The organism is Bradyrhizobium sp. BR13661 (assembly GCF_029892425.1).
Classification (GTDB): Bacteria; Pseudomonadota; Alphaproteobacteria; order Rhizobiales; family Xanthobacteraceae; genus Bradyrhizobium.
Window position 1 is genome coordinate 72,150 of record NZ_JARXWB010000003.1, and the last position, 24,410, is coordinate 96,559.

Annotated in this window: 22 protein-coding genes; 11 read left to right on the forward strand and 11 right to left on the reverse strand. The window is 64.0% G+C overall.

Translation table 11 applies throughout. The features are described 5' to 3' along the window. Positions 1–55 precede the first annotated feature (55 nt). From M2427_RS06005 to M2427_RS06025, 5 genes are all read right to left on the reverse strand, one after another. Complete coding sequence (locus M2427_RS06005; RefSeq protein ID WP_280705286.1) at positions 56–1,342, reverse strand: DUF445 domain-containing protein; 1,287 nt, start codon at positions 1,340–1,342, stop codon at positions 56–58. Between the two features lie 247 nt (positions 1,343–1,589). After that, complete coding sequence (locus tag M2427_RS06010) at positions 1,590–2,045, reverse strand: phasin (protein ID WP_280705287.1); 456 nt, start codon at positions 2,043–2,045, stop codon at positions 1,590–1,592. A gap of 263 nt (positions 2,046–2,308) precedes the next feature. Continuing rightward, positions 2,309–2,902, reverse strand: a complete 594-nt coding sequence (locus M2427_RS06015; RefSeq protein ID WP_280705288.1) for a GNAT family N-acetyltransferase — start codon at positions 2,900–2,902, stop codon at positions 2,309–2,311. Then, complete coding sequence (locus M2427_RS06020) at positions 2,899–3,981, reverse strand: alpha/beta fold hydrolase (RefSeq protein ID WP_280705289.1); 1,083 nt, start codon at positions 3,979–3,981, stop codon at positions 2,899–2,901. Before M2427_RS06020 ends, M2427_RS06015 begins: the two co-directional genes overlap by 4 nt. Continuing rightward, positions 3,978–4,358, reverse strand: a complete 381-nt coding sequence (locus tag M2427_RS06025; RefSeq protein ID WP_280705290.1) for a hypothetical protein — start codon at positions 4,356–4,358, stop codon at positions 3,978–3,980. The genes M2427_RS06020 and M2427_RS06025 overlap by 4 nt, the downstream gene beginning before the upstream one ends. 164 nt (positions 4,359–4,522) lie before the next feature. Between M2427_RS06025 and M2427_RS06030 the strand changes: the two genes are divergently transcribed. Together M2427_RS06030 and M2427_RS06035 are read left to right on the forward strand one after the other, a co-directional pair. Next, positions 4,523–5,437, forward strand: a complete 915-nt coding sequence (locus M2427_RS06030; RefSeq protein ID WP_280705291.1) for an alpha/beta hydrolase — start codon at positions 4,523–4,525, stop codon at positions 5,435–5,437. Between the two features lie 132 nt (positions 5,438–5,569). Then, positions 5,570–6,034, forward strand: a complete 465-nt coding sequence (locus M2427_RS06035) for a nuclear transport factor 2 family protein (RefSeq protein WP_280705292.1) — start codon at positions 5,570–5,572, stop codon at positions 6,032–6,034. Here M2427_RS06035 and M2427_RS06040 read toward each other — a convergent pair. From M2427_RS06040 to M2427_RS06065, 6 genes are read right to left on the reverse strand one after another with little or no spacing between them, the layout of a single operon-like run. Further along, positions 6,031–6,705, reverse strand: coding sequence for a spermidine synthase (locus tag M2427_RS06040; protein WP_280705293.1), 675 nt, complete (start codon positions 6,703–6,705; stop codon positions 6,031–6,033). The genes M2427_RS06035 and M2427_RS06040 overlap by 4 nt on opposite strands. A 30-nt stretch (positions 6,706–6,735) precedes the next feature. Continuing rightward, on the reverse strand, positions 6,736–9,969 hold the full coding sequence (locus M2427_RS06045) for a cytochrome P450 (RefSeq protein WP_280705294.1): 3,234 nt from the start codon (positions 9,967–9,969) through the stop codon (positions 6,736–6,738). 31 nt (positions 9,970–10,000) lie between these two features. Further along, a complete protein-coding gene (locus M2427_RS06050; RefSeq protein ID WP_280705295.1) occupies positions 10,001–10,996 on the reverse strand; it encodes an alpha/beta hydrolase in 996 nt (331 codons plus the stop codon). 22 nt (positions 10,997–11,018) lie between these two features. Continuing rightward, positions 11,019–12,569, reverse strand: coding sequence for a wax ester/triacylglycerol synthase family O-acyltransferase (locus M2427_RS06055; protein WP_280705296.1), 1,551 nt, complete (start codon positions 12,567–12,569; stop codon positions 11,019–11,021). Between the two features lie 44 nt (positions 12,570–12,613). After that, complete coding sequence (locus M2427_RS06060) at positions 12,614–13,414, reverse strand: alpha/beta hydrolase (RefSeq protein WP_280705297.1); 801 nt, start codon at positions 13,412–13,414, stop codon at positions 12,614–12,616. Next, a complete protein-coding gene (locus M2427_RS06065; protein ID WP_280705298.1) occupies positions 13,415–13,672 on the reverse strand; it encodes a DUF6489 family protein in 258 nt (85 codons plus the stop codon). It lies immediately after the preceding gene. Between the two features lie 377 nt (positions 13,673–14,049). Between M2427_RS06065 and M2427_RS06070 the strand changes: the two genes are divergently transcribed. From M2427_RS06070 to M2427_RS06110, 9 genes are all read left to right on the forward strand, one after another. Beyond that, positions 14,050–15,651: an ABC transporter substrate-binding protein gene (locus M2427_RS06070; protein WP_280705299.1), complete on the forward strand. Its 1,602-nt coding sequence runs from the start codon at positions 14,050–14,052 to the stop codon at positions 15,649–15,651. A 115-nt stretch (positions 15,652–15,766) separates the two neighbouring features. Continuing rightward, positions 15,767–16,747 carry an ABC transporter permease gene (locus M2427_RS06075; protein ID WP_280705300.1) on the forward strand — a complete coding sequence of 327 codons (981 nt, stop codon included), beginning with the start codon at positions 15,767–15,769 and terminating at the stop codon, positions 16,745–16,747. A 1-nt stretch (position 16,748) separates the two neighbouring features. Further along, entirely contained in the window at positions 16,749–17,711 is a 963-nt protein-coding gene (locus M2427_RS06080) for an ABC transporter permease (RefSeq protein WP_280705301.1), read from the forward strand. A 13-nt stretch (positions 17,712–17,724) separates the two neighbouring features. Beyond that, positions 17,725–18,711 carry an ABC transporter ATP-binding protein gene (locus tag M2427_RS06085; RefSeq protein ID WP_280705302.1) on the forward strand — a complete coding sequence of 329 codons (987 nt, stop codon included), beginning with the start codon at positions 17,725–17,727 and terminating at the stop codon, positions 18,709–18,711. Further along, positions 18,708–19,697, forward strand: coding sequence for an oligopeptide/dipeptide ABC transporter ATP-binding protein (locus M2427_RS06090; RefSeq protein ID WP_280705303.1), 990 nt, complete (start codon positions 18,708–18,710; stop codon positions 19,695–19,697). Before M2427_RS06085 ends, M2427_RS06090 begins: the two co-directional genes overlap by 4 nt. Before the next feature lie 82 nt (positions 19,698–19,779). Further along, positions 19,780–21,585: a gamma-glutamyltransferase family protein gene (locus M2427_RS06095; protein ID WP_280705304.1), complete on the forward strand. Its 1,806-nt coding sequence runs from the start codon at positions 19,780–19,782 to the stop codon at positions 21,583–21,585. A 9-nt stretch (positions 21,586–21,594) separates the two neighbouring features. Beyond that, positions 21,595–22,305: a DUF1028 domain-containing protein gene (locus tag M2427_RS06100; RefSeq protein WP_280705305.1), complete on the forward strand. Its 711-nt coding sequence runs from the start codon at positions 21,595–21,597 to the stop codon at positions 22,303–22,305. Further along, entirely contained in the window at positions 22,302–23,291 is a 990-nt protein-coding gene (locus M2427_RS06105) for an ABC transporter ATP-binding protein (RefSeq protein ID WP_280705306.1), read from the forward strand. Before M2427_RS06100 ends, M2427_RS06105 begins: the two co-directional genes overlap by 4 nt. Then, positions 23,291–24,397, forward strand: coding sequence for a dipeptide ABC transporter ATP-binding protein (locus M2427_RS06110; RefSeq protein WP_280705307.1), 1,107 nt, complete (start codon positions 23,291–23,293; stop codon positions 24,395–24,397). The genes M2427_RS06105 and M2427_RS06110 overlap by 1 nt, the downstream gene beginning before the upstream one ends. Positions 24,398–24,410 lie beyond the last annotated feature (13 nt).

Consider the following 24,410-nt stretch of genomic DNA (forward strand, 5'->3'; position numbering starts at 1 on the left):
AGGCGCGAGCCGACAATAGGCCCGTGCGCTAATGCTGTTGGGAGTGACGCAAAAGTCACAACAATCGGAGCAGGAATTCTACGGAGTAAAGCGCAAGACCGGCGAGCCCTCCGATCAGCGAGCCGTTGAAACGGATGTATTGCAGGTCGCGGCCGATGTTGATTTCGATCAGCGAAATCAGCTGCGCCATGTCCCACGCCTTGACCTGGTCGGAGATGAAGGTCGAGACGCCGCTCTTCTGGTCGGCGACAAAGCTGCGCAGCACTGTCACCAGTCCCCTGTTGATCTCGCCGCGCAGCTCGGCATCGCCGGCGAGCGCATCGCCGGCCGAAACGAACATACCGGCGAGATGATGCTGCAGCACCTGCGTCTCTCCGGACGCGCTGCGCTCGATGAAGGAGCGCGTGTTGGACCAGACGGTGCGGGCGAGATCGGCAAGCTCCGGCCGTGCCAGCAGGTCGCGCTTCAAGCCGTCGATGCGGTTGATATAGGCCTGGTCGGTGCCGAGCCGATCGACGAAGCTCAGCACCATGCGATCGAACTCGCCGCGGAACGGATGCTTGGGATCGCTGCGCACCTCGTTGAAGAAGGCGGTGGCGGACGAAACGATCTTGTTCACCAGAAATTTGTCGGCGCGATAGAGCTTGAGCAGGGTCGGCAATTCCGCGCGCACCTTCTCGCGGATCATCGCCATCGTCTCTTTCTGGTTCAACGTCTCGTGCATCACGCGCAGGAGGTCGTCGAACAGGATCTGGTGCCGCCCCTCCGTCACGAAGCCGCGCAGCGTGCCGGCCGCGAGTGGTGCGAGGTCGATCGCCTGAATTTGCGATGACATGCGGCGGATGATGAAGGTCATCAGGCCGGAGCTTTCGGTCGCGGATACCGCCTCCGGCAGCAGCCGCAGCGCAAAGCGCGCGAGATCATCGCTGCGCTTGCGATCGCGCAGCCAGTCGGCGACGAAGGAACCGAAATCGATTTCGTTGAGCTTGGCCTCAACGGGTCCGGCCTCGAGGAAATGCACCTGGATGAATTCGCCGAGCTTGTCGGCGATGCGGGCCTGATTGCTCTGGATGATGGCCGTATGCGGGATCGGCAGGCCGAGCGGCCGCTTGAACAGCGCGACCACGGCATACCAATCGGCCAACCCACCGATAGTGGCGGCCTCCGCGAAAGCGGCGATGAAGCCGAACACGGGGTGCACCGGCAGCAGCCATTTCGCGACGATGAACAGCAAGAGCGTCGAGGCGAGCACCAGCGTCGCCAGCGCTTTCACGCGGCGCAGCTCCGCCGCGCGTTCGGCATCGCCGGGGGAATCAAAGGAGAAACTGCCTGATGGAGTCATGGCAAATACTTAGCGCGTCATTCTCCGCGTGTCCCGGACGCGGTGCAGCGTGCAACGATGCACCGCAGAGCCGGGACCCAGCAATCAACAAAGACAAGATGGACCCCGGATCAGCAGTGCACCACGCCACTGGACGATGCTTCGCATCGCCAGGGGCGCGCTGCACTGCATCCGGGGAACGCAAGAGACAAAACAAAAGGCCCGCCGAAGCGGGCCTCAAATTTCAGTTTGGTCTCAGGGCGCCAGATCAGGCGGTCTTGTTGTAGACCTTGGCAAAGTTGTCCTGAGCGGACTTGGCACCGTTGGCGGCAAGCTTGCCGAGATAGTCGGTGGTCGCCTTGGCGCGCGAGACGAACGCTTCGCCCTGGGCGCGGAGCAGGCTCGACTGGATCTCGACGGCTTCGCTGAACGACTTGGCGGACGCGAGCTTGTCGATGCCCGAGAAGAACGCCTCTGCGTCCTCGTAGATCGCCTGCTGGATGTTGCGGCTGATCTTGCCGGCTTCAGTGACGGACTCGGTCACCGCGTTCTCGACGGCGGCGGTCACGCGCTCGGAGCCGGCGAACACCTCGGCAGCACGGTCCTTGGCGGTGTTGGCAGACTTCTTGACGAACTCACGGGCCGCCTCGGGAACTTCCAGGTTCTGGATGTTCTTGAAAGCGTCCTTGAAGCCTTCGAAAGTGGCGTTGGTTTCGGTGGTCATGGGGTTCTCTCCATCCTCATTGGGTTGAGCTATGGGCTCACCCCGTCCGCGATGGCCCGGGGCACGGGTTATATGGCATAGTTAATTGTGCGATGCAATATTCATATTGCACTGCGATATCACGAATTCGTGAACAGCCTTAACGGGAGGCAATCTGATGCCTTCTTGGCCCGCCGCCTACTGTGCATGGGGTTGAATTCCAGCTTTTGATTTCTGGATGATGCGTCGGTGCTGGACGGCGCTCTTAATGCTGGACGGCACTCTTAATGCTGGACGGCGCCTGGCAGCCCATAGGCCTCCATCTGGGCCTGGACCTGCGCGATATTGTGCCCCAGCACGACGATGTCGTGGGTCGTGCCACCGACATCCCGGACATGGTCCCGGAGCAGCGCCTCGGCCTTGAAGCCGAGGCTCTCGAACAGCGCGATCGCCGCCTGCTGGTCGACCGTCATCTGGACCGAGAGCTTCTCCAGCCCCGCCCCGAGCGCCAGTGCAAAGGTCTCCTGGGAGAGCGCCTTACCCACCCCCTTCCCGCGGACGTCGGGCGAGACCACCATGCGGATCTCGCCGACATGGGGCGACCAGGAATGCGGGTCGCGCACAAGGGTGCCGCAACCGACGACCTTGCCGTCCCTCACCGCGAGCAGGCTCTGGATCGCGCCGCGCTCGATCTCCTTGACCCAGGCCGACAGCACCTTCGGCTCGCTGATGTTGCGCGGCAGGAACAACAGGTCGTGCGTCGGCAGGCCTTTGCCGAAGGCGAGCACGGCCGCTTCGTCCGCCGGCGACATCAGGCGGATCTCGATATCGCCCGCGTCGGTCTTGAGGTGACGCGGATAGGAGCGCTGCTCACTCATGTCGATCGTGTCCCCAGCCAGGAATCCAGTTTCGGCCACAGCCGCTTCACCGCGTTGGCGCCGGCGACCAGCGAGACGTGACCGCCCTTCAGCATCACCTCTTCCTTGTCCGCGGAGCCGATCTTCGCGATCAGATGTTTGGCCGCCTCATAGGGCACGATGTGATCGTGCTCGGCGACCGCATGAAGGATGGGCACCTTGATGTTCTCGAGCTTCGCGTCGCGACCACCGACCGACATGGTGCCGTTATAGAGCTTGTTGTCCCACATCAGCTCCTTGGTGATACCGCGGAAATATTCGCCAGCCAGCGGCAGCGTGTCGGTCGCCCAGCGATCGAACATCCGGTACGACTTCACGAATTCGTCGTTCCAGATGTTTTCCCAGAGCTGGATCTGGCTCACGGTGCGCGAGGCCGGGCGCAGCATCTCGAACGAGGACAGGATCATCTCCGGCGGCACGTTGCCGACGCTGTCGACGAGACGGTCGACGTCGAAATAGCGGCGGTCGGAGAAATTGGAGAACAGCTTCATCTCGCGGAAGTCGATCGGCGTGGTGAAGCAGATCAAATTCTTCATCGGCCCGTCCGTGAAGATCGAGCCGTAGAGCAGCGACAGCACGCCGCCGAAACAATAGCCGATGACGGAGACATCCTGCTCTCCCGAGTCCGCCTGCACGCGGCGAACGCAATCCGGGATGAAGTCGAGGACATAGTCTTCCATCCTCAAACTCTTCTCCTCCGGCCGCGGCGCGTTCCAGTCGAGCATGTAGACGTCGTAGCCGCGCCGCAGCAGGAACTCGATAAAACTCTGGCCTGGTACGAGGTCGAGGATGTAGCCGCGATTGGTGGTCGCCATCACGATCAGGACCGGAACACGGTAGATCTCGTCCGACATCGGCCGGTAGTGGTAAAGGCTCATCGTGCCGCGCGAATGCAGCACGTCCTTCGGGGTCGATCCGAGCGTCGGACCTGAGGTGGAGAAATATTCGACGCCCTTGATGCTGCGCTGGATGGCGCGCTGCACCTCGGCCTGGATGCGATCCGGGATCGCCGCAAAATCAAGTCCCGCCGGCGCGTTCATTTTGGCCCTCCGCCTTCGGAGGGCGGACGTTTGGTGCGGGGCGGCCGCGGCGCAGCGCCGATATGCGCCTCGCCCGAACTAGCCGACATATGGCTCAGCATCGACTTGATCTCGCCGATCTGACCTTCAATGGCCTGCAGGCGCTCGGCGATGCCGGTCATCTGCTCGCGGCTCGGCAGGTTCATGGAGAGAAGGTACTTCTCCATGAGATCGCCGAACTGCTTCTGAGCACCTGCAGCAGCGCCGCCGGCCCGATTCATGGCCTGCGAGAATTCAGGCGTCTCCATCGCCTTGGTGGCGAAGGAGTTGAACCCCTTCTCCATTTCGCCGACCATCTTCTGCCACAAGGCGACTGGATCGGTGATCTTGTCGGTCATCAGCGTCCTCCCGATGTGGAGGGCTTTTGCCCTTCTTTTCCCGCCATACCACACCGTTGCGGGGTGCCGGTCAACCTGCAAGCGATCTCGTGCCAGCACACGGCTTCTTCGCCGCAGGAAACCGTGCGATACAGCAATGATCAAAAGCTCGAGGGAACACGCCCGTGACCGCCCATCAGCCGCCCCAGACCGTTCGCGCCAACGGCATCGACATCTGCTACGAGATTTTCGGCAACGACAATGCCGAGCCGCTGCTGCTGATCATGGGATTAGGTGCGCAGATGATCCATTGGGACGATGGGTTCTGCGAGCAGCTTGCCTCGCGCGGCTTTCGCGTGATCCGTTTCGACAACCGCGACATCGGCAAGTCGAGCCATCTCAACGGCGGCGCACGGCTGACGCCGCTGGAGCTGTTGAAGCTGCGGTTCCTGAAAATCCCGGTTGCGGCGACCTACAAGCTGATCGACATGGCGAAGGATACGGTCAGCCTGATGGACGCGCTCGGCATCAAGTCCGCGCACCTCGTCGGCGCGTCCATGGGCGGCATGATTGCGCAAGAGGTCACGCTGTCGTTTCCACAGCGTGTGCGCTCGCTGACCTCAATCATGTCGACGACAGGCAATCCGCGCCTGCCGCCTCCGACCCGCGAAGCGACCGCCGTGCTGATGGCACCTCCGCCGCGCAGCAAGGAAGAGTACATCGCGCGATTCTGCCGGAACTGGATCGTGCTGCGCGCCGGCTCGTTCCCTGAAGAGGAAGCACTCGATCCCGGCCGCGCCGAACGCACGTTCGCGCGCGGTCTCAATCCGGCCGGCGTTGGCCGGCAGCTCCGCGCCGTGCTCGCCTCCGGTAGCCGCAAGGAGCGCTTGCACTCGGTCAAGACGCCAGCGCTCGTGATCCACGGCACCGTCGATCCGCTGGTCCGTCCCGAAGGCGGTAAGGATACCGCGGCTTCGATTCCAGGTGCCAAGCTCCTGATGGTCGAGGGAATGGGCCACGCTTTGCCGGCGCGGTTTTGGCCAGAGGTCATCGGCGCAATCGACAAGCACGCGCATGGTGCAGCCGCACAGGCAGCGTAGACCGAAATCGTCGGTCTCCTGACGGTGACCATGTGAGCTGCCGGTTACTCTCTTAACGCGAGCCGGGACGAGAGCTATAGAGGCCTTCCTTAGTCGCAAGAGACAGAGGCCCGCCGCCTCCTGGAGTTCGCCATGCAGTTCGTCTTTCGGTCCGGCGCAATGATCGCCGCCTCGGTTCTCACGCTGGCTTTCGCAAACGGCAGCGCGATCGCCGGCAGCGCACAGGAAGAAGCCAATCGCATAGCCGTGCTGGCTTTCTACGAGAAGGGTCTCAATCAGAAGGACGTCGACGCAGCCCTCGCCTATGTCGGCGACCGGTATACCCAGCACAATCCGAACGCCGCCGACGGCCCGGAGGGTTTTCGAAAGTTCATCGGCTTCCTGCGTGAAAAGTTCCCGAACTCGCACAGCGAGATCAAACGCTCGTTCGTGGATGGTGACTACGTCATCCTGCACGTGAACGCGGTTCGCGAGCCCGGCACCAAGGGCAACGCCATCGTCGACATCTTCAAGCTGGAGAACGGCAAGATCGTCGAACATTGGGATGTCGTTCAGCCAATCCCGGACAATCCGGCGAACAACAACACGATGTTCTAGCTCTTCTTCGCGATCCAGATGACGTGGCGCGCGCCGCCGCCTCGGCCGGTGGCGCGGACAGCGACTTCGTTGACATCGAAGCCGGCGCGGCCAAGGCGCTTGGTGAAGGCAGGATTGGGGCCCGACGACCAGACCGCAAGCACGCCGCCCGGCCGTAGCGCCTTCTTTGCCGCCGTCAATCCGCTCGCACTGTAGAGCGCGTCGTTACCCTTGCGGGTCAGCCCCTCCGGGCCGTTGTCGACATCGAGGAGTATGGCGTCGAAGGCCGAGCTCTTCGCCCGGATAATTTCGCCGACATCGGTTTCGCGGATGCTCACCCTGACATCATCAAGACTGTCACCGAAGACTTCCGCCATCGGACCTCGCGCCCAGGCGACGACCGCCGGCACGAGCTCGGAGACCACGATCCTGGCCTTAGCTCCCAGCACAGTGAGCGCCGCGCGCAGCGTAAAGCCCATGCCAAGGCCGCCGATGAGAACGACGGGCTTTGCCACCGTCTCGATCTGCTTTGCCGCCAGCGTTGCGAGCGCGGCCTCGGAGCCCGACAGGCGGTTGTTCATCAGCTCGTTGGTACCGAGCTTGATGGAAAACTCCTTGCCCCGCCGCATCAGGCGAAGCTCCTCGTCGGAGCCGGGGATTTTGGCGGTGTCGATCTTTTCCCAGCGAATCATGGGAGTGCTTTAGCACGATCGGGCGGACAGTCACCCTCCCGCCCAGACGTCCAGCACGTAGCGGTTCTTCGTGCCCATCTCCTCGATCCAGCGGGCGCCTGCAGCCGCATCACTACCGCTCTTCTCGCGGTAGATCGCAACGAGCGCCGCCTTCACGTCGGGCTCCATCCTGCTGCCGTCGCCGCACACATAAACGATCGCGCCCTGCTCGATCAGCGGCCAAACTTTGTCCTTCTGCGCGGCAAGCACGTGCTGGACATAAGTCTTGGGTCCATCGGCCCGCGAGAACGCGGTGAACAGTTCGGTGATGCCGCTTGCGGCGAGCGCTTTCAGCTCGTCCGCATAGAGAAAATCCTGATCGGGATGGCGGCAGCCGAAGAACAGCATCGCCGGTCCGAGGCTCGCGCCTCTGGCCTTGCGCGCGGCGCGCTCCTGGAGGAAGCCGCGGAACGGCGCGAGTCCCGTGCCCGGTCCTATCATGATGATGGGCACCGATGAATCATCCGGGAGCCGGAAGCCGGCCTTGGTCTCACGCACCGTCGCGTAGATCGTATCGCCCGCCCGCCGGTTGGCGAGGTAGTTCGAGCAGATGCCCTTATAGGTGCCGCGCCCCGAGGCCGCCGGCCCCTCGACCACGCCGACCGTGACGCTGCAGCGCGCCGGGTCCACCGAGGGCGAAGACGATATCGAATAATAGCGCGGCGCCAGCAGCGAGAGCATTTCCAGGTAGACGTGGAATGGCAGCTCGCAGGCGGGATATTCGAGCAGGAGGTCGAACACCGATTTGCGCTTGGCCAGAACCTCGCTGCGGTAACGCTCGAGCGGCTCGCCCTCCTCGCCGACGAAAGCCAGCAGCTTCGGCTTGGTGACGGGGCACCGGGTGTGCTCGGCCATGGTCTGAATCTGCTTGCGCGTCGCCACCTGCTGCAGCTCGACGAACTCGCTGAGCAGACGGCCGACCGACACGGCATTGCCAACAGGCAATTGCGCGCGGCGGCCCTCCGCGACCTGAAGCCTGATCTGGTCGGCCGGCAGGAAGCCGAACCGGCGGGCGACGGAATCCACCAGCGTGGGATCGTTGCGCGGAACGACGCTCAAATGATCGCCGACGCGGTAAGTGATGTTGGCCGGCAGCTGCACCTCGATATGGCGCGTCGAGCGCTCCGACGGATTGGCACCGCCTTTGTTCTGAAGCTCGTCATTAACAAGCACCTTCATCGCCACCGCGCCGCCCTGCGCGACGATGGTGTTAACGGCGGTCACAGCCACCGGCTCGATCGCGTAGAGCGGATCGTCCTCCGCGGTGCGGGTGAAGTTCCAGTCGATGCCGAATTCCTTGGTCGCGACCTGCGCGGCCGCCGGGAACCATTTCTGGAACTGACCATCGAGATCGCTGCGTGCATCGCCTTCACCGCGCGGATAAACTGCGCGCGCGCCATGCCTTGCCAATTGCTCGTCGATAAAGCGCGGCACCGATTGATAGGTGGCGGCCCAATCGCTGTTGCCACAGCCGAACACCGCATAGCGGACATTGGCAAAGGCATCCTTCGGCAGGTCCTCGCCGAGCCATTTCACGAATTGCGACGCATTGTCGGGCGGCGCGCCATTGTAGGAGGCGCAGATGATCAGCACGCCCCCCTCTTGCGGCAGCTTGCCGACGTAATCGTCGAGCGGTCCGAGATGCACGGCGAAGCCGTTGATCTCGGCAAGGTCCGCCATGCGCGTTGCAAGCTCCTCGGCGGTGCCGAGATTGGAGCCGTACAGCACCAGCATCGGCGTGTTGTGACCGGGCCGCGTGGTCGGCTGGCGCGGCGCCCTTGGCGCCGACACCGCGGCTGCAGGTCCGCCATAAGCTCCGCGCTCGCGATCCGCGCGCGGACGCACCTTGATCTTGAAGCCCTCCGGCTTCATCGTCAGCGTCTCTTTCAGATGCATCTGGTAACGCTGATGGTCGATCAGCTTGAAACGCTGGAGCACCATGCCAAGCGCGAGCGCGGCCTCGTGCATCGCAAAACCACGGCCGATGCAGGCGCGCTGGCCGTTGCCGAATGGCTTCCACGCATTAATCGGCCGTTTTGCCTCAGCTTCCTTGCTGAAATTCTCGGGATTGAACGCGTCGGGATTAGGCCCCCAAACGCTGGGGTCGCGATGCAGCGCGGTCACCAGGATCGTGGTGAACGTGCCTTTCCTGAGCTTGTACTTGCCGCCGCCGATGGTCTCGTCGTTCAATGGCGAGATGCCGTAAGCCGGCGCCGGCGGCCACAGCCGGAGCGCCTCTTTCAGGATCTGCGTGATGTAGGTGAGCTGCGTCACCTGCTGATAGGTCGGCTTGGCGTTGACGTCGGGGCCGAAGACGCGATCGACCTCGTTATAGGCCTCCTTGAGAATGTCGGGGTGCTTCAGCAGCGCATAGAGCGTGTAGGACAAGAGGCCGCTGGTGGTCTCGTGGCCCGCAATCAGGAACGTGTTGATCTGGTAGCGGATGTTGACGTCGTCGAGCTGCTCGCCGGTCGAGCGGTCGACGCCGGTCATCATGGCGGCGAGCATGTCCTTCTTGTCGTCGACGCCTTCCGCGCTCTTGCGGCGCTCGGCAATGATCTCGTCGACCATCTTGTTCATGAAGGCGACGTCCTCGCCGAGCGCCTTCCGCCGCTTCTGCATCCAGAGCTGCTCGAACGGCAGACCGCGCGTCATCATGATGGTTTCGAGCGAGCGCACCAGCGACTCGACGAAGGGATGGTAATCGCGCCGGTAGAATGAATTGAAGCGGTAGTCGAAACCGCACAGGCCGATCGTGTCGAGCGTCAGCGCGGTCATGTCGTGGACGACGTCGATCTCGTCGTCGGCGTTGAGCCGCTCCCATTTCTGGACGAGCTGCTCGGCGATGTCGACCATGCTCGGATGGTAGGACTGCATGGCGCGATTGCCGAAGGGCTGCAGCAGGATGTTGTGCGCCTTGCTCCAGTTCGGCTCCTTGGTATCCGCCGTGAACAGGCCGTCGCCGCCGACTGCACGCACGCGGCGCAGCGCACCACGCACCGTCTTGTCGAAGCGCTTTTCGTCCGAGAGCTCGTCGACGAGATCATGGCCGGAAACGACGACGATCGGCGAGCCCATCATGTCGAGCCAGAAGATCGGGCCGAGCTCCTTGGCCAGTCGCGTCAAATGCTGCACAGGCGCAGCCGAGTCCAGCGACAGCATGTTGCCGACCACCGGCTTGGTCGGCGGCTGCGGAATCGGGTCCAGACGGTTCTTCGATGACATTGCTACGCTTCCCCCTGCTCGCAATGACGAGCTAGCCAAACCGCCTTCTGCGCCATTCGATCAAGACGGCGCTGACCTCTTCCGGCTTCTCCTGCTGCGTCCAATGGCCGCTGTCCTTCACCAGGTACTTCTCGAGGTCAGCCACCAGCTTCTCCATGCCGTCGGCCGCCGACGGCGGCAGCACCGCGTCGTTCTCGGCCATGATCATCAGGGACGGCACAGTGATGTGGTGGTCGAGCCCGTTCGATCGTTCCCAGTTGCGGGTGAAATTGCGATACCAGTTGATGCCGCCGGTGAAGCCGGTTGTCGTGAAGGTGTCGACGAACACTTTCTTCTCGTCGGCCGTCAGGATTGGCGTCCGCGGATCGACCTTGGCATCATAGGCCGCGATCATCTGCGGGAACGCCAGATTGGTCTTTGACGAGGCGCCGACGCCGGCGATCGGCTCTTCTCCTGATTTCTCTGCCGGCCGCGCTAGCGGCTTGCGCATGAAGGCGTCAAATGTCTGCTCGACACGGCTGCCGAAAATCCGGTCCGGCTCGCGCGCGGGATCCTGAAACTGGACGATGTACATCTGGTCGCCGAAGCGATGGCGGAACAGTGCGATCGGATCCATCGGCGCACGGTCCCAGTGCGGCGTGTTGACGCCGACGACGCCGGCGACGCGCGTGGGGTGCCGCAGCGGCATCTGCCAGACGACAAAGCCGCCCCAGTCGTGGCCGACGAAGATCGCCTTCTCGATGTCGAGATGATCGAGCAGCCCGACGAGATCGCCCGTCAAATGCTCCATGTCATAGGCCTCGACCGGCTCGGGCCGGTCGGTCGCGCCATAGCCGCGCTGATCGGGAGCGATCACACGGATACCGGCCTCGCTGAGCGCCTTGATCTGGTGACGCCAGGAGAACGCCAGCTCCGGCCAGCCATGGCACAGCACCACCGGCGGCCTGTCAGTGACAGGGCCCGCCTCGTAATAGCCCATTCGGATGCCGTTCGTCTGCGCGAACTTGAGCGGTGGCATTTCAATCATTGCAAATTTCCCGATGCTTTTCTTATTCGGCCGCGCCCTTGATGTCGGCCGCCGGCGGCGCGTAGGCCGCTTCGAGCGCAGCAAACTCCTCCGGCAGCATGTCGCACATCACCTGCACATGCGGAATGATGTTGGCGCCGACGATGAAACCAAAATCGAGCTGGTCGCGATAGCTCTGCACGGTGATGTTGAGCGCCTGCCCGTGCGTCGAGATCGACACCGGGAAGATGTGCAGCAGCTCGGCACCCGCGGCATAGAGCGTCTGCCGCGGTCCCGGCACGTTGGAGACGGTGATGTTCGCTGCCGGCGGCAGCACGTCCGACAGGTCCGAGCGGCTGTAGAGTAGCGCCAGGATCTGGACGATGATCGGCGCCCCCAGCATCGAGATGTTGGAGACCTGCGGCATCAGGGCCCGCAGCGGATGCGACATCTCCTTGGACTTGGTCGATTGGGCGATGATGGCCTCCAGCCGCGCCTTGGGATCCGCGATATTGGTGGCGATCGAGCAGATCATGCCGAACACCTGGTTGTTGGCCTCGGTGTTGCCCTCCTCACGCAGCGAGATCGGTACGGCCGCCGTCAGTGATTTCGCGGGCAGCGTGCCGTGTTGCAGGAGGTAGCGGCGGACGACGCCCGAGGCGAGCGCCAGCACCACGTCGTTGAGCTTGCCGCCGGCCAGCTTGGCCAGCGCCTTGGAACGCGACAGCGAGATCGACACGCCGGCAAAGCTGCGCTCCGACGAAATCGTCTTGTTGAGCATGGTCGGCGGCGACACCATGCTGGCGAGGCTCTCGCGCGACCTCGGATCGGAAATCTTGCCGAGCACGTCGGAGACGCTCTTCACCATGGTCGGGATATTGCCGGCAAATCGCACCGCGCTCTCGATCTGGTACATCGCGTTGTCGAACAGGATCGAGCCGATGTCGCTCTTGCCGGTGCGCGGCAGCTGCAGGTTCTTCGCCGCCGCCGAAGCATCGAGCGGCTGGGTGAAGAGCTGCTGATAGGAATCGAGCAGGTTCGCCGCGATATCGCGCGGCTCCTGCCCGGGCTTGGACCCGCCCGTCGGCGGTTCGACCTGTCGCGGGATCGGCGAGATGTCGTAGATCATGTTGGTCAGGGCCGCGCCGGCGCCGCCGTCGATCGCGGCATGGTGCATCTTGGAATAGAGGCCGACCTCGTTGTCCTTCATGCCCTCGAACACATAGAACTCCCACAGCGGGCGCGCGCGGTTCAGGAGCTTGGCGTGCATCCATCCAACGATGCGCTCGAGCGTGGCGCGGTCGCGCGGCGCCGGAAGGCTGGCGCGGAAGATATGACGGTCGATGTCGAACTGATCGTCCTCGACCCAGGTCGGGTGATCGATGTCGAGCGGCGCCTTCTCCAGGCGCGCTTTCAGGATCGGCGCAATGTGCAGCCGCGACACGATCATCGCCTTGAAGTCTTCAAAGAAGTCGCCCTTGTAGTCGTCGGGCAGGCGAAAGATCGCCATGCTGCCGACATGCATCGGCATTTCAGGCGTTTCGAGATAGAGAAACGACGCGTCCAGCGACGACAGCTTCTTTCCGTCAGCCATAGTTCCCTCCCGAAGAATTTGACGGGCGCCTTTGGCGCTTCTCGTCAGGTCGATACTGCCCGCTCCGGCGGGGCATATGCAATGGCAAACGGCCCTGCCCGGTCAAATGGCCAGAACTGCCCCTCCGGTTGCGCGAGGCGATCGGCGACGGCCCACAATGCAGCTGCGTTCACCCCGAGCCCGATATGGCTCGCGAAATGAACTTCGATGTTCTCGGCCCGCTCGCTGGGGCGCAGCAGGCAAGTCTGCCAGTTCACAACGCCGTCGGTGCGCGAATAGATCGACGTCGCCGGCACCTCGAGATCGCCGGCGATCGCCTCGCGCAGTTCGGCAAAGTCCTCGACTTTCTCACCTGACAGCGCCTCATAGAGCGCCGTCGCATTGGTCGCCCGCACATCATTGGCAAAGGGGCTGCCGAGGGTGATGACGGTGCGGACCATGTCCGGCGCCTGGAGCGCGAGATCGCGGGCGTAGACGCCGCCGAGGCTCCAGCCGACCAGACTGACCTTCCGTCCGCTTGCGGCGTGGATTTCGGCCAAACGCGTGCGCAGGGCTTCCCGCATGCGCGCCAGGCCGCCGAGATTGCGGCCCATCCGCCAGGCATGCGCCTCATAGCCGAGCTCGCCGAGATAGCGCCGCATCGGCGCCATTGACAGGTCGCTGGCGAGAAAGCCCGGCAGCGCCAGCACCGGATGGCCGTCGCCCCTGGGCGCACGCATCAGCAGCGGCGACAGCAGGACGCTGGCATTCAATTCAAGCAGGCCGCGCGCCTCGGCAAGCAGCAGGCCGAAGCTCGGCGGACGAAGCCGGCCAACGCCTGGCGTCCCGTCGCCCGCGGCCGGCATTTATTTCTTCTTGTCGGTGCTGCGTGTTCCGCCGAGGCCGGCCATGGTGACAAACATGTCCTGAAATCGCTCGGCGAGCTTCGGATCGAACGTGAACCAGCTCTGGATCAGCGATTCCGGCGAGACCTTATCGATATTGCTCAGGACCTGCTGCTGCAGCTTGTCCATGACGGCAATCTGCATCGGCGACACATCTGGTAATCCGAAAAACTGGCGGGCTTCGAGGGGGGTGCAGTCGATTTCGATATTAACCTTCATGTCCCCTCCGGATGAGATTCGAGCGGCGTCACACAGTATCGCCGCGACATGGTGGGCGACGCAAGCGACCTGAGACGCAGGGCCGGGCACGGGCTTCCGCAATCGAGGGATATGGTCAATCAAATGGCTCGACGCGGATGGGGCGCCCTCGGGCCTTTTCCACCGCCATTTTCGGGATCCGGCGGGCCGAAAGTCGAATGTCGCCGGCGCGCTTCTCTCCCCTAAAAGGTTGGTCAGCATTGCTGCACAGCGGTGCAACTTGGCGCGTTCCTTGCTGGAATGGCGCTTGCACGGGTCGAGAACTCTGGGCAACATGGATCGATCAGCCCCGCCGAACAATCAAAAATCACGGTCGGGGCGAGTGAAGAGGGTCAAGAATGTCAGTCGGACGAAGTTTGTTTGCGGCGACGCTCGCCGGTGCGCTTGCGTTGGCGGTTTCGCCGGCGTCGAGCCAGACGCTGCGCTACGCCAACCAGGGGGAGCTGAAATCGCTCGACCCCTACACGCTGAACGAGTCGACCACCAGCGCGCATCTCGGTCACGTCTATGAGGGCCTCGTTGCCCGCGGCAAGGACCTGAAGATCATCCCGGCGCTCGCCGAAAGCTGGGAAACGCCCGAGCCAACGCGCTGGCGCTTTCACCTGCGCAAGGGCGTGAAATTCCACAACGGCGACCCCTTCACCGCTGACGATGTGGTGTTCTCGGCCGAGCGCGTGCGGGCGAAAGGTTCGAATTTTCAGAGCCGCGTTCCCGCCGATGCCAAGGTCGTCAAGGTCGACGATTACACCGTCGATTTCATCCTGAGCTCGCCCAATCCCATCCTGACGGCGTTGTGGGCGACCTGGTACATCATGGACAAGAAATGGGCAGAGGCGAACGATGCAGTGGCACCGACGCCGGCCGCGGCGACGACCCCGAGCTATGCCTCGCTCCATGAAAACGGCACCGGCGCCTTCACCATCGAGAGCCATCAGCCGGGCGTGAAGACCGTCTTCAAGCCCAATCCGAATTGGTGGCGCCAGCCGGAGCATAATCTGAAGGAGATCGTCTTCACGCCGATCGCGAACCCGGCGACGCGTGTCGCAGCGCTGTTGTCGGGCGAGGTCGACGTGATCGAGCCGGTTCCTGTCCAGGACATCGAGCGCGTCAAGGCAAGCCCCAACGCCACGGTGCTGACAGGACCCGAACTCCGCACCCTCTTCGTTGGCATGGATCAGGCGCGCGACGAGCTCCTCTATTCCAACATCAAGGGCAAGAACCCGTTCAAGGACGTCCGCGTCCGTGAAGCCGTCTACCGGGCAATTGATATCGACCTGATCAAGAATCGCGTCATGCGCGGCCTCTCCACGCCGTCCGCATTGATGGTCGCACCAGAGATCTTCCCGTTCTCGAAGGACTTCACCCGGCCGAAGCTCGATCCTGATGCCGCCAAGAAGCTCTTGGCAGACGCCGGTTATGCGGAAGGTTTCGAAGTAACGATGGACTGCCCGAACGATCGCTACGTCAATGACGCCGCGATCTGCCAGGCGATCGTCGGCATGCTCGCCCGCATCAACATCAAGGTGGATCTGCTGGCGCAGCCCAAGGCCCAATATTTCGCCAAGGTGCTGAAGCCCGGCGGCTACAAGACCTCGCTGTTCATGCTGGGCTGGACCCCGGATACGCTCGACTCCCAGAACGTGCTGCACGACATCATGGGCTGCCGGGACGATCCCAAGGATCCCAATCGCGGCGAAGCCAATCTCGCCGGCTATTGCAACAAGCAGTTCGACGAGCTCGCCGACAAGGTTCTCCTGGAATCCGATACGACCAAGCGCGATCTCTTGATCAAGCAGGCGTTCGAGCTCTCGATGAAGGACTGGGCCTATATCCCGCTGCACCAGCAGGCGCTCGCCTGGGGCGTTTCGAAGAAGGTGAAGCTGACCCAGCGTGCGGACAACATGGTCATGCTCTACTGGGCGACCAAGCAGGACGAGTAGGTGTCGACATCTTGCGAAGTCCCGGAAGCCATCGCTTTCAAGATCTGGCTTCCGGGACTTGTTATTTCGAGCTAACGCAATGACGCGTGCTGCTGAAGAGATGTGAAAGGAACAGATGCTCGCTTTCACACTACGCCGGGCCATCCAGGCCATCGGCGTCATGATCGCCGTCGGAATCATCTCGTTCTCGATGTTCCGCTTCGCTGGCGATCCCGTGAACCAGATGGTCGGGATGGATACCTCCGGCGCCGAACGTGCCGCGATTCGCAAATCGCTCGGCCTCGACGATCCCGTGCTCGTGCAATTCGGCCGCTATATCGGCAACGCTGCGCAGTTCAAGTTCGGCGTGTCCTACCAGTTCCGCCTGCCAGTCACCAATCTGCTGATGGAGCGGATGCCGGCGACGCTCGAGCTGGCCATCGTTGCCACGATCTTCGCGATGCTCAGCGGCATTCTGATGGGCGTTTATTCGGCGCTTCGCCGCGACAGCTGGCTCACACATATATTCCAGGCCGTCTCGCTGATCGGCATCTCGCTGCCGACCTTCCTGATCGGCATTCTCATGATCTACCTGTTTTCGGTGACTCTCGGCTGGCTACCCTCGTTCGGGCGGGGGGATGTCGTGCATATCGGCTGGTGGACGACCGGGCTGCTGACGCTGTCAGGCCTGAAAGCGCTGATCATGCCTTCGATCACGCTTGGCCTGTTCCAGATGACGCTGATCATGCGGCTCGTCCGCGCGGAAATGCTGGAAGTGATGCGGACCGACTACATCCGATTCGCCCGCGCCCGCGGGCTGACCACACGGGCGATCCATTTCGGCCACGCGCTGCGCAACACGCTGGTACCCGTGATCACCGTCGCCGGTCTGCAATTCGGCTCGGTCATTGCTTTCGCGATCATCACCGAGACCGTGTTTCAATGGCCGGGCATGGGGCTCCTGTTCGTGCAGGCCGTTCAGAACGTCGATATCCCGATCATGGCGGCCTATTTGATGATGGTCTCCCTGATCTTCGTCACCATCAATCTCGTGGTTGATATCCTCTACACCATCGTCGATCCGCGGCTGCGCTCGACGGTCAGCCGGGCGCATTGACATGAGCGAGGCCGTCGTCCCCCACGCAACCGAGAAGCACGCCGCCACCGCACCCGGCTGGTTCAAGCGCGCGCTCGACAGCGACCTGTTCTATTCGTTTCGCCGCTCCAGGATCACCATGATCGCGGCCGGTGTGACGCTGCTGTTCTTCCTAGTCGCGATCTTCGCCTCGGTGTTGTCGGTACAAAATCCGTTCGATCCCGCGCAGCTCCAGCTGATGAATTCGCGCATCTCGCCGCTCTGGACCGCAGACGGCCAGAGCCCGTTCCTGCTCGGCACCGACGAGCAGGGCCGCGACGTGCTGTCCGCAATCCTCTATGGCCTGCGCATCTCTCTGCTCGTCGGCGTCCTCGGCGTGGTCTTGTCCGGCGCAATCGGCATCCTGCTCGGGCTGACGGCCGGCTATTTCGGCGGCGCCGTCGACGGATTGATCATGCGCATCGCCGACGTGCAGCTTTCCTTTCCGGCCATCCTGATCGCGCTGCTGATCAACGGCATCGCCAAATCGGTCTTTGGCAACAAGCTCGACGAGATGAGCATGCTGGCCGTCCTGGTCTTCGCGATAGGCCTGAGCTTCTGGGTTCAGTATGCGCGCACGGTGCGTGGCTCGGTGCTGGTCGAGAAGAACAAGGATTATGTCGCGGCCGCGCAATTGATCGGCCTGCCCGCCCCCGTGATCATGCTGCGCCATGTGCTGCCGAACACCACCGGGCCGATCCTCGTGATCGCCACCATCAACCTCGCACTCGCCATCATCACCGAGGCGACGCTGTCGTTCCTCGGTTCGGGCATGCCCGAAACCATGCCGTCGCTCGGCACGCTGATCCGCATCGGCAACGGCTATTTGTTCGCAGGCGAATGGTGGATCGTCGCCTTCCCCGGAATCGCACTGGCGGCGCTGATCCTGTCGATCAACCTGCTCGGTGACTGGCTGCGCGACGCCCTCAACCCCAAACTTCGATGAGTCTACAGCGTTCATGACCGAACCCGTTCTCTCCGTCCGCAATCTTCAGGTCGAGTTCGCCTCTCGGCGTGGCACGTTGCGCGCCATCGACGGCGTCTCCCTCGATATCGCCAAGGGCGAAGTGCTTGGCGTGGTCGGTGAATCCGGCGCCGGCAAGTCCGTGACCGGGCTCTCGGTGATCGGCCTAATCGATCCGCCCGGCCGTATCGCCGGCGGCGAGATTCGCCTCGCCGGCCTTCGCATCGACAATCTGCCGCCGGAGGAGATGCGCCGCATCCGCGGCAAGCGCATCGGCATGATCTTCCAGGATCCCCTCACCTCGCTCAATCCGCTCTACAAGGTCGGCGACCAGATCATCGAAACGATCCGGACCCACCTCAATCTATCCGAACAGGCAGCGCGCCGACGCGCCATCGATCTGCTCGCCGAAGTCGGCATCCCTGCGCCGGACAAGCGCATCGACGGCTATCCCCACGAATTCTCCGGCGGCATGCGCCAGCGCGTGGTGATTGCGCTAGCGATCTGCGCCGAGCCGGAGCTGATCATCGCGGACGAGCCGACCACCGCGCTCGACGTCTCCGTGCAGGCGCAGATCATCTCGCTGATCAAGCGGCTTGGCCGCGACCACGGCACCGCGGTGATGCTGGTGACCCATGACATGGGTGTCATCGCCGAGACCTCGGACCGCGTCGCAGTGATGTATGCCGGCCGCGTCGCCGAGATCGGACCGGTGCAGGACGTCGTCAAGAACCCGCTGCATCCCTATGCCAAAGGCCTGATGGGCGCGATCCCGACGCTTGCCGGCGACGACAAGCGCCTGGTGCAGATTCCCGGCTCGATGCCCCGGCTCTCGGCGATCCCGCGCGGCTGCTCGTTCAACCCACGCTGCGCCTCCGTCTTCGATCGTTGCCGGGTGGACCGGCCGGAGCCGCTGTCGCGCGGCACGCAATCGGTCGCCTGCCATCTCTATGACCCCGTTTCGGCGGAGACCGCGGCATGAGCCCCCCCTTCGTCCAGGGCACAAATCTGCGCCGCGTCTTCGACGTTTCAAAACCCTGGCTCAACCGCGTGCTCGAGGGCGGCCAGCTCGAATATCTCAAGGCTGTCGACGGCGTCACCTTCGATATCAGGAAGGGCGAGACCTTTGCGCTGGTCGGCGAGTCAGGTTCGGGCAAGACCACTGTGGCGCGGATGGTGGTCGGCCTGTTGCCGCCGAGCTCCGGCGACGTCCTGATCGACGGCGTCTCCATGACGGATCCGCGGCAGAGCCAGACACGCCGAAAGCTGCGCCGCCGCATCCAGATGATCTTCCAGGACCCCTATGCGAGCCTGAACCCGCGCTTCCGGGTCGACGCCATCATCTCCGAGCCGATCCGCGCCTTCGACCTGATCCAGGGCGAGCGCGACATCCAGGCCCGCGTCGGCGAGTTGCTTACCCTCGTCGGCCTGCATCCCGACGATCGACTGAAATTCCCGCATGAATTCTCCGGCGGGCAGCGCCAGCGCATCGCGATCGCGCGGGCGCTCGCCTCCGATGCCGAGTTCATCGTCTGCGACGAGCCGACCTCGGCGCTGGACGTCTCCGTGCAGGCGCAGATCCTGAACCTGATGCGTGACCTTCAGGACAAGTTCGGCCTGACCTACATGTTCATCAGCCACAACCTTGCCGTGGTCCGCCACATGGCGAGCCGGGTCGGCGTGATGTATCTCGGCCGCATCGTCGAGATCGCGGAGGGGCGCGAACTGTTCGCTCAACCTCGCATGCCCTACACCAAGATGCTGCTGGGCGCCGTGCCTGATCTCGCCATGAGCGGCCGCCAGCGCATCCCGGTGAAGGGGGAGATCCCGAACCCGATCAATCCGCCGCCCGGCTGCGCGTTCAATCCGCGTTGTCCGCTGGCGTTCGACCTCTGCCGCAAGGAAGCTCCAAAGCTGATCGACGGCGTCGCCTGCCATGCCGTTAACACCGCGCCGGTCCCGGCATAATGCGCGCGAGCCATGCAGCCTGTGCATTTGGCATCCCAGCACCTGATGTGATCAATTGCGCGCGCCGCAAACGAGGTAGCCCATGGCCAGCAAAGTCAATCCAGATCCCTTCACGACGCGTCCCGAGATTGAGGGCACGTTCGGGGTCGTCGCCTCCACGCACTGGATCGCGACCGCCGTCGGCATGGCCATCCTGGAAAAGGGCGGCAACGCGTTTGATGCTGGCGTCGCAACCGCCTTCACGCTTCAGGTGGTCGAGCCGCATCTGAATGGCCCCGGCGGCGATGTGCCTGTCATCGTGCACGACGTGAAACGCGGCCGCACCGAGGTGATCTGCGGCCAGGGTCCGGCCCCTGCACGCGCCACCATCGCGCATTACAAGAGCGAAGGCCTCGACATGGTGCCCGGCACCGGCCTGCTCGCGGCCTGCGTCCCCGGCACCTTCGAATCCTGGATGATGCTGCTGCGCGACTACGGCACGATGCGCGTGCGCGACGTGCTGGAGCCAGCGATCTCCTATGCGCGCGACGGCTACCCGCTGGTGGAGCGCGCCTGCGCCACGATCCAGACCGTCGAGCAATTATTCCGCAAGCACTGGCCGACCTCCGCCGCGGTCTACCTGCCGAACGGCGAAGTGCCGAGGCCCGGCACGATCTTCACCAACAAGACGCTCGCCGCGACCTACACCCGGATCTTGAACGAAGCCGAAAGCGGCGGTGGCGGCCGCGACGCCGAGATCGAGCGTGCGCGCAAAGCCTGGTCGCAGGGATTTGTCGCGGAGGCCATCGACAAGTTCTGCCGCACCCAGGAGGTCATGGATGTCAGCGGCTCGCCGCATCGCGGCGTGCTTTCCGCCGACGACATGGCGCGCTGGCAGCCGACGGTCGAAGCGCCGCTCACCTACGACTATGGCCGCTATACCGTCTGCAAGGCCGGCGTCTGGAGCCAGGGCCCGGTGACACTGCAACAGCTCGCGCTCTTGAAGGGCTTTGCGCTGGATGGCCTCGATCCGACCGGCCCGGAATTCATCCATCTCCAGATCGAATGCGCCAAGCTTGCCTTCGCCGACCGCGAGAAATTCTACGGCGATCCCAAATTCAGCGAGATCCCGATCGCGACGTTGCTGTCGGACGCCTATAACGACGACCGCCGTAAGCTCGTTACCGACAAGGCGTCGCTCGATTTCGTCCCCGGCACCGTCGAAGGCTTTGGCGGCGTGGTCAAGCTCCGCCGTGCTGAAGGGCAGCGCGAAGCGGTCGGCGCGCTTGGTGCCGGCGAGCCGACCGTGGGGCGCTTCGGCGAGGTGCGCGGCGACACCGTGCATTTCGACATCATCGACAAGGCCGGCAACATGGTGTCCTCGACGCCGTCTGGCGGCTGGCTGCAATCGTCGCCTGTTATTCCCGAGCTTGGTTTCTGCCTCGGGAGCCGCGCGCAGATGTTCTGGCTGGAGGAAAATCATCCTGGCTCGCTCGCACCGGGCAAGCGGCCCCGCACGACGTTGTCGCCGACCATGGCGTTGCGTGACGGCGAGCCTTACCTCGCCTGGGGTTCGCCCGGCGGCGATCAACAGGACCAATGGATCACGCAGTTCTTCCTGCGCCACGTCCATTGCAACCTCAATCTCCAGGAAGCAATCGACGCGCCGGCCTGGCACTCCGAGCATTTCCCGATCTCATTCTGGCCGCGCACCGCGCGCCCCGGCGTGCTCGTGGTCGAGAACCGCGTGCCGAAGGCAACGATCGAGAATTTGCGCGAGCGCGGTCATATCGTCGAGGTCGGCCCCGACTGGTCGGAAGGCCGCCTCACCGCGGCCTCGCGCGTCGGCGTACGCCGCCGCGCTGCCGCCAATCCGCGCGGCATGCAGGGCTACGCCGCTGGGCGCTGAAGGCAGCACATGACCTGGTCGATCATCGCGCGCGATCCTGCCACCGGCCAGTTCGGCATCGCCGTTGCGACCCGCTTCTTTGCCGTCGGCGCGCGGGTGCCCTACATCGCCGCTGGCCTCGGCGCGATCGCGACGCAGGCCTTCGTCAATCCCTACTACGGCATCGACGGCGTCAAGCTGCTGCGCGACGGCCTCAACGCGTATGACGTGCTCGCCGCACTGCTCGCGACCGATGACGGATGCGAAAGCCGCCAGATCCACATCATGGATGCAAGCGGCGCGGTCGCCGCGCACACGGGGCGCGACTGCGTCGACTGGTGCGGACACATCGCAGGCAGCGGCTTCTCGATCGCAGGCAATATGCTCGCGGGCGCCGACGTTCTCGCCGAGACGGCGAAGACCTACATCGCCAATGACAGCCTGCCCTTCCCGCGTCGGCTGCTCGCAGCCATGCGTGCAGGCGAAGCCGCCGGTGGCGACAAGCGCGGCAAGCAGTCTGCGGCGCTGCTGATCCACGGCGAGGAGGAATGGCCGGCGCTGGACATCCGCGCCGACGACCATCCAGACCCGCTCAGCGAGCTCGAGCGGCTCGAACGGGTCAGCCATGAGCTCTGGGTCCATTTCCGCCCGTCCATGCCGACCCGGCAGAACCCGGCCGGCAACACCGATCGCAGCGTCATCGACGCCAGCATCGCTGCGGCGCGGGCGCGACAAGCATGAGCGCGAGTCCTCTCATCGAGATCAGGGACCTGCGCATCCGCTTCCACGGCGACGACGGCCGCATCACCCATGCCGTCGACAGCGTCGACCTCAGCGTCGCCAATGGCGCGACGCTCGGCCTCGTCGGGGAATCCGGCTGCGGCAAGAGCGTGACATCGCTCGCAATCATGGGCCTGCTCCCGAAGCAGACGACGGAGATCTCAGGCGCTATCCGCTTCGACGGCTTCGACCTGCTGAAGACACCCGACCAGACCCTGCGGGACCTCCGCGGCAACCGGCTTGCGATGATCTTCCAGGAGCCGATGACGTCGCTCAATCCGAGCTTCACCATCGGCGACCAGATCATCGAAACGATCCTGCGTCACCGTGGCGGCTCGCGGAAGAGTGCGCGCGAGCGAGCCATCGAGCTGCTGCGCCGCGTCCACATCCCGTCGCCCGAGCGGCGGATCGACGAATATCCGCACAAGCTCTCCGGCGGCATGCGCCAGCGAGTAATGATCGCAATGGCGCTCGCCTGCGACCCGCAACTGCTGATCGCCGATGAGCCGACCACCGCGCTCGATGTCACGCTGCAGGCCCAGATCCTGGAGCTGATGCGCGAGCTGAAAGCCGCGAGTGGCGCCGCCATCATCCTGATCACCCACGATCTCGGCGTCGTCGCCGAGGTCTGCGACGAGGTCGCGGTGATGTATGCCGGCGAGATCGTCGAGCGCGCACCGGTCGATGAGCTGTTCTCCGCGCCACAGCATCCCTACACGGTCGGCCTGCTCGGCTCGATCCCGCGGCTCGACCATCGCGCCGAGCAGCTCGCAACGATCGAAGGCATGGTGCCCAACATGGTGCAGCCACCGGCCGGTTGCCGCTTCGCCGCGCGCTGCCCGTTCGTGCTGGAGGCCTGCACCAAGGCGCCGCCGCCGCTGGTGGAGGTCAGCCCCGGCCACGTCTCGCGCTGCATTCGCGCGCCGCTCGAATTGCTGGTGTCGTGATGGCCCTGCTCGAGGTCAACGGCCTGGTCAAGCATTTCGTCGCCGAGCGCTCACTGTTCGGCCGGGCGCGCGCGCATGTCAAAGCCGTCGATGGCGTGTCGTTCTCGCTCGAGGCCGGCAAGACGCTCGCGCTGGTCGGCGAATCCGGCTGTGGCAAATCCACCGTCAGCCGTCTGATCCTGCGACTGATCGAGCCGGACGCGGGCACGGTGCGTTTTGACGGCCGTGATCTTCTCTCGCTCGATGCGGATACGCTCCGCAAATTCCGCCGCGAGGCGCAGATCATCTTCCAGGACCCCTACGCCTCGCTCAATCCGCGCATGACGGTCGGCCAGATCCTGACCGAGCCGCTGGCGCTGCACGATCTGGTACCGCCGGCACGGCGGAACGAGCGCGTCGCGGAGATCTTGCGGCTGGTCGGGCTGGAACCTCGGCTCGCGCGCCGCTATCCGCACGAATTCTCCGGCGGCCAGCGCCAGCGCATCGCGATCGCCCGTGCACTCGCCGTCGAGCCGAAGCTGATCATCTGCGACGAGCCGGTCTCGGCGCTCGACGTCTCGATCCGCTCGCAGATCCTGAACCTGCTGCGCGAGTTGCAAGACCGGCTAGGCCTCGCCTACATCTTCGTCTCGCACGATCTCGCCGTGGTCAAACACATCGCGGACCGCGTCGCGGTCATGAATCTCGGTTGCATCGTCGAAGAGGCCGATGCGGACGCGTTGTTCGCCCAGCCCCGCCACCCCTATAGCCGCGCCCTGCTCTCCGCGATCCCCCTGCCGCAGCCTCACGCCAAGCGCGCGAAAGTCGTGCTGCAAGGCGAGATCCCGAGCGCGCTCAATCCACCGGCCGGCTGCCGTTTCCATACCCGCTGCCCCTTCGTGATCGACCGCTGCCGCACCGAAGCGCCGGTGCTGGTGGCCGACGCCTCCGGCCACGCTACCGCCTGTCATCGCGTCGACGAACTCCCCCCGGCCGACGGCATCCTGCCCGCTGCGGCCGGGTTTTCGCCGACGCTTGGCAAATTAGTCGCAGCCTTCAGCCGAAAGACGGAAGGCGCGAGCCCTGTCGGGGTTGGTATACAGGGTGCAAGGCCACCAACGACGTAGCCGGAATCATGGG

What these genes read in the sequence shown, in the direction of transcription:
- M2427_RS06060 (WP_280705297.1), bottom strand. Translation starts at nt 13,414, where the DNA reads ATGCCGGCCGCGGGCGACGGGACGCCAGGCGTTGGCCGGCTTCGTCCG.
- M2427_RS06050 (WP_280705295.1), bottom strand. Translation starts at nt 10,996, where the DNA reads ATGATTGAAATGCCACCGCTCAAGTTCGCGCAGACGAACGGCATCCGA.
- M2427_RS06035 (WP_280705292.1), top strand. Translation starts at nt 5,570, where the DNA reads ATGCAGTTCGTCTTTCGGTCCGGCGCAATGATCGCCGCCTCGGTTCTC.
- M2427_RS06020 (WP_280705289.1), bottom strand. Translation starts at nt 3,981, where the DNA reads ATGAACGCGCCGGCGGGACTTGATTTTGCGGCGATCCCGGATCGCATC.
- M2427_RS06110 (WP_280705307.1), top strand. Translation starts at nt 23,291, where the DNA reads ATGGCCCTGCTCGAGGTCAACGGCCTGGTCAAGCATTTCGTCGCCGAG.
- M2427_RS06080 (WP_280705301.1), top strand. Translation starts at nt 16,749, where the DNA reads ATGAGCGAGGCCGTCGTCCCCCACGCAACCGAGAAGCACGCCGCCACC.
- M2427_RS06075 (WP_280705300.1), top strand. Translation starts at nt 15,767, where the DNA reads ATGCTCGCTTTCACACTACGCCGGGCCATCCAGGCCATCGGCGTCATG.
- M2427_RS06015 (WP_280705288.1), bottom strand. Translation starts at nt 2,902, where the DNA reads ATGAGTGAGCAGCGCTCCTATCCGCGTCACCTCAAGACCGACGCGGGC.
- M2427_RS06040 (WP_280705293.1), bottom strand. Translation starts at nt 6,705, where the DNA reads ATGATTCGCTGGGAAAAGATCGACACCGCCAAAATCCCCGGCTCCGAC.
- M2427_RS06085 (WP_280705302.1), top strand. Translation starts at nt 17,725, where the DNA reads ATGACCGAACCCGTTCTCTCCGTCCGCAATCTTCAGGTCGAGTTCGCC.
- M2427_RS06065 (WP_280705298.1), bottom strand. Translation starts at nt 13,672, where the DNA reads ATGAAGGTTAATATCGAAATCGACTGCACCCCCCTCGAAGCCCGCCAG.
- M2427_RS06045 (WP_280705294.1), bottom strand. Translation starts at nt 9,969, where the DNA reads ATGTCATCGAAGAACCGTCTGGACCCGATTCCGCAGCCGCCGACCAAG.
- M2427_RS06090 (WP_280705303.1), top strand. Translation starts at nt 18,708, where the DNA reads ATGAGCCCCCCCTTCGTCCAGGGCACAAATCTGCGCCGCGTCTTCGAC.
- M2427_RS06005 (WP_280705286.1), bottom strand. Translation starts at nt 1,342, where the DNA reads ATGACTCCATCAGGCAGTTTCTCCTTTGATTCCCCCGGCGATGCCGAA.
- M2427_RS06100 (WP_280705305.1), top strand. Translation starts at nt 21,595, where the DNA reads ATGACCTGGTCGATCATCGCGCGCGATCCTGCCACCGGCCAGTTCGGC.
- M2427_RS06055 (WP_280705296.1), bottom strand. Translation starts at nt 12,569, where the DNA reads ATGGCTGACGGAAAGAAGCTGTCGTCGCTGGACGCGTCGTTTCTCTAT.
- M2427_RS06010 (WP_280705287.1), bottom strand. Translation starts at nt 2,045, where the DNA reads ATGACCACCGAAACCAACGCCACTTTCGAAGGCTTCAAGGACGCTTTC.
- M2427_RS06025 (WP_280705290.1), bottom strand. Translation starts at nt 4,358, where the DNA reads ATGACCGACAAGATCACCGATCCAGTCGCCTTGTGGCAGAAGATGGTC.
- M2427_RS06105 (WP_280705306.1), top strand. Translation starts at nt 22,302, where the DNA reads ATGAGCGCGAGTCCTCTCATCGAGATCAGGGACCTGCGCATCCGCTTC.
- M2427_RS06070 (WP_280705299.1), top strand. Translation starts at nt 14,050, where the DNA reads ATGTCAGTCGGACGAAGTTTGTTTGCGGCGACGCTCGCCGGTGCGCTT.
- M2427_RS06095 (WP_280705304.1), top strand. Translation starts at nt 19,780, where the DNA reads ATGGCCAGCAAAGTCAATCCAGATCCCTTCACGACGCGTCCCGAGATT.